The following is an 8,639-nucleotide window of genomic DNA, read 5'->3' on the forward strand; positions in this document are numbered from 1 at the left end:
TGGACGTGCGATTTGGCTAGCCCGGCTACCTGTCGGCCGGGCCGGCTGAATCCGTTTTTGCTGCGGTGCGCTGCGGTGGCACCATTGTGCGGTGTCCGCTGAGCTGAGCCAGAGCCTTCGCATCGATCCCGAGGCGCCGTTGCGTGCCTCGGATGTCGACGAGGCAGCTCGGCGAATTTCCAGCGTGGTGTCCCGCACGCCGTTGCAGCTCAGCGATCGGTTGTCGGCACTGACCGGTGCCCAGGTCTACCTGAAGCGCGAGGACCTGCAGGAAGTGCGCTCATACAAGCTGCGGGGTGCCTACAACCTGTTGATGCAGCTGAGTCCCGAAGAGAAGGCCGCCGGGGTGGTGTGCTCGTCCGCCGGCAACCATGCCCAGGGTTTCGCCCTGGCCTGCCGGTCGATGGGGGTGCACGGGCGGGTCTACGTTCCGGCCAAGACGCCTAAGCAGAAGCGCAACCGGATCCGCTATCACGGCGGCGACTACATCGAGCTGATCGTGGGCGGCAAGACCTACGACATGGCGGCCGAGGCTGCCCGCGAGGACGTCGCGCGCACCGGCGCAACCCTGGTACCGCCGTACGACGATCTCCGGACGATGGCAGGCCAGGGCACGATCGCGGTGGAGGTCCTCGACCAGCTCGGCGGGGAGCCGGACCTGATGATCGTGCCGGTCGGCGGGGGTGGGTGCATCAGTGGGATCACCACCTACCTGGCCGAGCGGACCACCACGACCTCGGTCCTGGGGGTGGAGCCGGCCGGCGCAGCGGCGCTGGTGGCCGCGCTGGCCAGCGGAACGCCGGTGACACTCGAACACGTCGACCAGTTCGTCGACGGGGCAGCCGTCGCCCGGGTGGGCACGCTGCCGTTCGCCGCGCTGTCGGCGGCCGGGGACATGGTGTCCATCACCACCGTCGACGAGGGTGCGGTGTGCACCGCGATGCTCGACCTGTACCAGAACGAAGGCATCATCGCCGAACCAGCGGGCGCGCTGTCGGTGGCGGCCCTGCTCGACGCCGACATCCAGCCGGGCTCGACGGTGGTCTGCTTGATCTCCGGCGGCAACAACGACGTGTCCCGCTACGGCGAGGTCCTCGAGCGCTCCCTGGTGCACCTGGGGCTCAAGCATTACTTCCTGGTCGATTTCCCGCAGGAGCCCGGCGCGCTGCGCCGGTTCCTCGATGAGGTGCTCGGCCCGAACGACGACATCACGTTGTTCGAGTACGTCAAGCGCAACAACCGCGAGACCGGCGAGGCGCTCGTCGGTATCGAGATGGGGTCGGCGTCGGATCTGGAGGGGCTGATCGCGCGGATGCAGACCTCGGAGTGCCACGTCGAACTGCTTGAGCCGGGTTCGCCGACCTACCGCTACCTGACCTGAGGCGATCAGGTCGCGGCACGCAGGATCGCGACAGAATGGCCGGCAAGCCGGGTGTGGTCGACGCCCGTCTCCGGTTCCTCAAAGGCCAGCACGACCTCGCCGGTGACGGGCACGTCCACCGGGTGGTCGCCGAGATTGCACGAGATGGTGAAGTTGCCGCGCTGCATGAGAAACCACCGCCGATCTTCGTCGTAGGTGATCTTCAGGTGGTCCAGCCAGGGATCGCCGAAGTCGGACTCGCTGCGGCGCAGCGCGATCAGGCTGCGGTAGAAGGAGAGCAGCCGGGCGTGCTCGCCGTCGCCGACCTCGCCCCAGTTCAGCTTCGAGCGTTCGAACGTCGCCGGATCCTGCGGGTCGGGGATCTCGTCGGCGTCCCAGCCGTGCTCGGCGAACTCCTTCTTGCGGCCCTCCGCCGTCGCCCGGGCAAGCTCGGGTTCGGGATGGGAGCTGAAGAACTGGAACGGCGACGACGACGCCCACTCCTCACCCATGAACAGCATCGCCGTGTAGGGGGAGCCGAGTGCGAGGGCCGCCTTGATCGCGAGCTGGCCGGTGGTCAGATTCTGCGACGGCCGGTCACCGATCGCGCGGTTGCCCACCTGGTCGTGGGTCAGCGTGTAGGCCAACAGACGGGTGGCCGGGATCGTCGCGGTGTCCAGTGGCCGTCCGTGCCGACGGTGCCGGAACGACGAGTACGTGCCCGCGTGGAAGTAGCCGTGCCGCAGGGTCTGCGCCAGTGTCTCGAGGGTGCCGAAGTCGCCGTAGTAGCCCTGTTGTTCACCGGAGACAGCGGAGTGGATCGCGTGGTGGATGTCGTCGTCCCACTGTGCGGTCATGCCGAGACCGCCCTGGTCGCGCGGCGTGATCAGCCTCGGGTCGTTCATGTCGCTTTCGGCGATCAGCGACAGCGGCCGCCCGACTTCGGTTGCCAGAGCATCGGTCTCGGCCGACAGCTCCTCGCGGATGGGGATGGCCGTGGTGGCCACCAGAGCGTGCACGGCGTCCAGTCGCAGCCCGTCGGCGTGGAAGTCACGCATCCAGCGCAGCGCACAATCGAGAATGTAGCGGCGCACCGGGTCGGCGTCGGCGTCGGCGATGTTGATCGATTCGCCCCAGGGGTTGCTGCCCGTCGACAGATAGGGCCCGAACTCGGGCAGATAGTTCCCCGAGGGGCCGAGATGGTTGAAGACCGCGTCGATCAGCACACCGAGTCCGCGGGCGTGGCAGGCGTCGATCAGCCGGATCAGGGCGTCGGGACCACCGTAGGGTTCGTGCACCGCATACCAGAGGACCCCGTCGTAGCCCCAGCCGTGTGTGCCGCCGAACGCATTGACAGGCATCAACTCGACGAAGTCGGCACCGAGATCGACCAGGTGCCCCAGCTTCTCGATCGCCGAATCGAATGTGCCCGCGGGGGTGAACGTCCCGACGTGCATTTCGTAGATCACCGCGCCCTCGATGGAGCGCCCTCGCCAGCCCTCGTCGCTCCACGCCTCAGGCGAGGCTCGCCACAGCTGCGAGCGTTCGTGGACGCCTTCGGGCTGTCGCGGGGAGCGGGGATCGGGCAGCACCTTCGGATCGTCGCCGACGAGGAAGCCGTAGCGCGCGTCCGGAGCGGCGTCGACGACCGCGTGCCACCATCCGTCGTCGGTGCGCGTCATCGGGTGCAGCGCACCGTCAACGTCGAGGCGGACCCGGTCGGGTCGGGGTGCCCAGACAGTGAACTCGTGCTCAGCCATCGGCGCGCACCAACAATGCCACCGGCAGCGCACCGAACAGCTCGCCCGCCGGAACCCCGCCGGTGTGTGTAGAGCCACTCAGGACATCGTTCCAGCGGCCGTCGGGAAGCACCAAGGTGGTCTCACCCCAACCGTTGTCGGCCAACCGGACTGTCCACCGGCTGACGGCGACCAGCACGTCGTCACCGCGCAGGAACGCCACGACGTGCTCGGCGGAATCGCCGTCGGCGGGCACCGGGCGATAGCCGCCGGACAGGAATGTGTCAGGTCGCTGTTGGCGCAACTGCAGCGCCGCGCGCACCACCCGCATCTTGGGGTGCGAGTCGGCGGCCACCTGCTCGCGGCGCAGCGAATAGTCGACCGGCCGTCGATTGTCCGGATCGACCAGGCTGTCCTCCCAGAGCTCGGTGCCCTGATAGACGTCCGGGATACCGGGGGCCGTGAGCGCGACCAACTTCTGGCCCAGCGCATCTGCGCGGGCATGCTCGTCCAGTCTGGCCAGGGTCGCGGTCAACTCCACCGCCACCGGTCCGTCCAGCACCGCATCCAGCCAATCGTGCACCGCGGTCTCGAACTCCACGTTCGGGTCGTTCCACGTGGTGTGCAGTGCGGCTTCCCTGATGGCCTTCTCCGCGTAACCGTGCAGGCGTTGCCGCAGTTCGGTGCTCACCGTCCCGTCGGCAGGCCAGACGCCGAAAATGTTCTGCCACAAGAACAGTCCGGTCAGCGGGTCGGGGGAGGGAGTGGTCCGTTCCCAGCCACGGACCAGTTCGCTCCACAGCGAGGGAACCTGCGACAGCACCCCGATGCGGGCGCGCACGTCCTCGCCGCGCTTGGTGTCGTGGGTGGTCAGGGTGGTCATCGCGTGCGGCCACAGCGCTGCCCGGTCCGCGGCGCGCCGGTGGAACTCCGCAGCGCTCACGCCGAAGTACTCCGGTTCGCCGCCCACCTCGTTGAGCGACACCAGCCGGGCGTCGCGGTAGAACAGGCAGTCTTCCATCGCCTTTGCGGTAGCCGCGCCGCACAGCTGCTGCAGTCGCACGCCCACCTCGGGGCTGCGGGTCATCGCGGTCATGAACAGAGCGAGCGGCTCGGCGAGTTCCGGCTGGGCCGAGGTGGTCTCGGCGACGGCCACCGGAAGCACCGACGTCAGTGTCAGGTAATCGGAGCGGTAGACGCCGATGCGGCTCAGCAGCGCGGCCACCGCGTCGGGGAGTCTTTCGTGGTCACGTCCGGTGGCCCCGACGACGGCCCGGCGCAGCCGGCGCAACTCGCTGGCCAGAGTTTCGGTGACGGCTTTCACCTTGAGGCCACGGGCAGTCTCGGCAGCCGCATGGTCGCCGCCCGCCGAATCGACCAGCGCGGTCAGCGATTCGGTACCGGTCGGGTCCACGAACAGGCCGCCCGCTTCGCGCAGCGCGTCGTACCCGGTGGTGCCTGCTACGGGCAGGCTGGGGTCCAGCGGCTCGTCGACCGCGAGGATCTTCTCGACCACGATCCAGGCCTCTGGTCCCGCGAGTTCCCGCAACCAGGTCAAATAACCTGCGGGGTCGGACAATCCGTCCGGATGGTCGATGCGTATACCATCGACGAGGTCCTCGGCGAACCACCGGCCCACCTCGGCGTGCGAGGCGTCGAAGACCGCGCGGTCCTCTTGGCGCAGACCTGCCAGCGAGGTGATCGAGAAGAAGCGCCGATAGCCGCAGGAGCCGTTGCGCCAGCCGATCAGTTTGTAGTGCTGCCGATCGTGGACCTCGGCGCCGGTGCCGTCTCCGGTGCCGGGGCGGATCGGATATTGCAGATCGCCGAGCCGCAGCACCTCGCCGTCGACCGCCAGGTCGGCGACGTCCTCGTCAGAACCCAGGACGGGCAACACGATTCGGCCGTCCGGGTCCAGCGTCCAGTCGATATCGAAGTACGAGCTGAAAGCCGACTCTTTGCCGTGGGTCAGCACGTCCCACCACCACCGGTTCTGGCGGGGCACGTCGACGCCCACATGGTTGGGCACGATGTCCACGATCAAGCCGAGGTTGCGACTGTGCGCCGCGTCCGCGAGTCGCTGCAGACCGTCTGCGCCGCCGAGTTCGGCCGACACCGTGGTGGGGTCGGTGACGTCGTAACCGTGGCTGGATCCCTCGGCCGCGGTCAGGATGGGGGACAGGTAGAGATGGGAGACACCGAGTTCGGCGAAATAGTCGACGAGCTTCTCCGCGTCGGCGAAGGTGAACGCCTCGCCGCTGGCCGGTCCACGCATCTGCAGCCGGTATGTCGATAGGATTCGCATGTGTCAGGCGGTCTTTCGCAGGACGAGTAAGGAACGTGGCTGCACCGAGATCTTCTCCCCGGCGGCCACCACCAGTTCGGTGTCACCCGTCGGGTCGGCGGTGTCCAGGTCGGCCGTCCACTCCCGCGCGTAGTAGTCGGCCCGCGGTGCGACGAAGTCTTCCACTTCGTCGTGAGAGTTGAAGCACATTAAGAAGGAGTCGTCGAAGACCCCTTCCCCGCGCTCGTTGGGCGCCGGGATGGCCTGCCCGTTGAGAAACACCGCGACGCACTGTCCGAGCCCGGCCTCCCAATCCTCGGCGGCCATCTCGTTGCCGGCCGGGGTGAGCCAGGCGATGTCCCTGGCCTGGGTGCCGGTGCGGATCGGTTTGCCCTCGAAGAACCGCCGGCGTCGGAACACCGGATGATCCCTGCGGAATTTGACCACCTTGCGGGCGAACTCGAGCAGGTCGGCGTTGGTCTCGCACAACGACCAGTCCATCCAGGACAGTTCGGAGTCCTGACAGTAGACGTTGTTGTTGCCCCGCTGGGTTCGGCCGATCTCGTCGCCGTGCGCGATCATCGGGGTGCCCTGCGACAACATCAGCGTGCCCAGGATGTTGCGCATCTGCTTGGACCGCAGACCGAGGATCGCCGGATCCTCCGTGGGCCCCTCCACGCCGCAGTTCCAGGACCGATTGTGGCTCTCGCCGTCGCGGTTGTCCTCGTCGTTGGCTTCGTTGTGCTTCTCGTTGTAGGACACCAGGTCGTTGAGGGTGAAGCCGTCGTGGCAGGTGACGAAGTTGATGCTGGCGCTGGGGCGCCGACCCGTCGCCTCGTAGAGGTCCGACGACCCGGTCAGCCGGGATGCGAACTCGCCCAGTGTTGCGGGCTCGCCCCGCCAGTAATCACGCACAGTGTCGCGATACTTCCCGTTCCATTCGGTCCACAAACCTGGGAAGTTCCCGACCTGGTAGCCCCCTTCGCCGATGTCCCACGGTTCGGCGATCAGCTTGACCTGGCTGATGACCGGATCCTGCTGGACGAGATCGAAGAACGCCGACAGTCGGTCCACGTCGTAGAACTCCCGCGCCAGGGTGGCGGCCAGGTCGAACCGGAACCCGTCGACGTGCATGTCGAGAACCCAGTACCGCAGCGAGTCCATGATCAGTTGCAGCGTGTGCGGGTGACGCGCGTTGAGACTGTTGCCGGTGCCGGTGAAGTCCTTGTAGTACCGGTTGTCGCCGTCGAGCAGCCGGTAGTAGGCGGCGTTGTCGATGCCGCGGAAGTTGATGGTGGGCCCGAGATGGTTGCCTTCGGCGGTGTGGTTGTAGACCACGTCGAGGATCACCTCGATGCCCGCCTCGTGAAACGCCCGCACCATCGTCTTGAACTCGGCGACCGCGCCGCCGGCATGCTTGTTCGCCGCATACTGGTGGTGGGGGGCGAAGAAGCCGAAGGTGTTGTAGCCCCAGTAATTCCGCAGTCCCAGCTGGAGTAGTCGATGGTCGTGCAGGAACTGGTGCACCGGCATCAACTCGATCGCGGTGACGTTGAGCGATTTGAGGTGGTCGATGATCACCGGGTGCGCCAGGCCGGCGTAGGTCCCGCGCAGTTCCGCGGGAACGCCCGGGTGCGCCTGCGTCATCCCCTTGACGTGCGCCTCGTAGATGACGGTCTCGTGGTAGGGCGTGCGGGGGGCGCGGTCGGATCCCCACTGGAAGAACGGGTTGATCACCACACTGGTCATGGTGTGCCCCAGTGAGTCGACGTGCGGCGGCTCACCCCCGCTGGCCAGGTCGTCGGCCCGCAGGTCGTAGGAGAACAGCGCCTGGGTGAAGTCGAACTCGCCGTGAAAAGACTTGCCGTACGGATCGAGCAGCAGCTTGCTCGGGTCGCAGCGGTGCCCGGACGACGGACTCCACGGTCCGTGCACCCGGTAACCGTAGCGCTGCCCCGGCGTCACCGTCGGCAGGTAGCAGTGCCAGACGTAGCCGTCGACTTCCTCGAGATTGATCCGGTGCTCGCGGCCGTCCTTGCCGATCAGGCACAGTTCCACCCGGTCGGCGACCTCGGAGAACAGCGAGAAGTTGGTACCGGCGCCGTCGTAGGTGGCGCCCAGGGGGTAGGAGGAACCTGGCCAGACGGTCGGAGTGGACGTCGGTTCGGGGGTCGGCATCAGGCCCGCCACCAGCCGGTGACGGCGGCGATCTGGCGGCCCAACTCACCGGTCATGGTGCGCATGTACGTACTGGAGATGTGGTGAGAGTCGTGATAGAGCAGCACATTTCCCTCCACGGCTCGGCAATGATCGGGGCGGCACACCGCGTTACTCATGTCGAGCGGATTGAGCAGCGGAAACTCCGCCACGTAGTCCAGTGTCGGGTTGTGATCCGACAGTACTTCGGATCTTTCGATCCCGCACGATGTGGCATCGCCGCCGTCGGCCAGGCAGTCCGCGGGGAAGAACGGCTCCCCGTCCCGCACCAGCCATGGTGTGTCCCGCATCGCGAGGATGGGAATGTCGTTCTCCGACAACTCTTCCCAGATGCCCAGGTAGCTGGACGGCATGACATCGCCGGGCTTGATGTTCCACGGGCGGGTCGAGGTCGTGAAGACATAGTCGGGCTTGTCCGCGATGAGCATCGGCATCACCCGCTTGTTCCATTCACGGCACCGCGGGTACTCGCGGTTGTCGCCCATCACCAGCGGCTTCTCCGCCGTCGTCAGCGGGCAGCCCATCTTGAGGTACGTGACGACCTTGAAGTCGTGCAACCGGCCCAGCAGGTCCAGTGCGGTGATCCAGTGCTCGGCGTGCGAACCGCCGGCCAGGGCGATGGTGCGCGACGCGTTTGCGTCTCCGTAGGTGCAGTTGATGACGCTGGCGTTTTCGAAGTTGCTGATGCATCCGTCGAGGGTGGTTTGCGGGATGTCGTCTTCGGCCTCCAGCACGGTCGGGCGCATCGGCAGCTTGGGCACCCTCACGTTGTCGACCAGCGCGCGTGCGCCCGGGTAGTCGCGCGGGGAAAGCGCGGCCAGCTCGTTGCCGTTCGCGCGCAGCACCGTCACGTGCTCGCGCCAGGTGAATGACGTCGCGGTCAACGCCACGCCGAGCAGCGCCACGACGGACCCGAGCACGATCGTCGGCCGGCGCAGTCGGCTGCGCCGGACCACCGAGGATCGCGGAGCGACGGCTGTGCCACGAGCGACCGCTGAAGCACTGCGGGTGCGCAACGGCTCTTCGACGAAGCGCATTG

The 8,639-nt window shown here is 67.1% G+C and carries 5 protein-coding genes; 1 reads left to right on the forward strand and 4 read right to left on the reverse strand.

Annotated features, from left to right (window positions below):
* Window positions 1–91 precede the first annotated feature (91 nt).
* Entirely contained in the window at window positions 92–1,381 is a 1,290-nt protein-coding gene (gene ilvA / locus WA944_RS06015; protein ID WP_163890479.1) for a threonine ammonia-lyase IlvA, read from the forward strand.
* 5 nt (window positions 1,382–1,386) lie between these two features.
* Here ilvA and treZ read toward each other — a convergent pair whose 3' ends face one another.
* The 4 genes from treZ to WA944_RS06035 all read right to left on the reverse strand — a co-directional run.
* A complete protein-coding gene (gene treZ / locus WA944_RS06020) occupies window positions 1,387–3,120 on the reverse strand; it encodes a malto-oligosyltrehalose trehalohydrolase (RefSeq protein ID WP_526646556.1) in 1,734 nt (577 codons plus the stop codon).
* Window positions 3,113–5,404, reverse strand: a complete 2,292-nt coding sequence (gene treY, locus WA944_RS06025; RefSeq protein WP_526610966.1) for a malto-oligosyltrehalose synthase — start codon at window positions 5,402–5,404, stop codon at window positions 3,113–3,115. The genes treZ and treY overlap by 8 nt, the downstream gene beginning before the upstream one ends.
* A 3-nt stretch (window positions 5,405–5,407) precedes the next feature.
* A complete protein-coding gene (gene glgX, locus WA944_RS06030) occupies window positions 5,408–7,561 on the reverse strand; it encodes a glycogen debranching protein GlgX (protein WP_526646558.1) in 2,154 nt (717 codons plus the stop codon).
* A partial coding sequence (locus WA944_RS06035) for an SGNH hydrolase domain-containing protein (RefSeq protein WP_526646560.1) occupies window positions 7,561–8,639 on the reverse strand: 1,079 nt, incomplete at its 5' end. The genes WA944_RS06035 and glgX, both read right to left, overlap by 1 nt.

Origin of the sequence: Mycobacterium sp., assembly GCF_049683355.1 — a bacterium.
Classification (GTDB): Bacteria; Actinomycetota; Actinomycetes; order Mycobacteriales; family Mycobacteriaceae; genus Mycobacterium.

Excerpts from the sequence above, each read along its gene's own strand:
- treZ (WP_526646556.1), bottom strand. The coding sequence starts at position 3,120 with ATGGCTGAGCACGAGTTCACTGTCTGGGCACCCCGACCCGACCGGGTC.
- treY (WP_526610966.1), bottom strand. The coding sequence starts at position 5,404 with ATGCGAATCCTATCGACATACCGGCTGCAGATGCGTGGACCGGCCAGC.
- glgX (WP_526646558.1), bottom strand. The coding sequence starts at position 7,561 with ATGCCGACCCCCGAACCGACGTCCACTCCGACCGTCTGGCCAGGTTCC.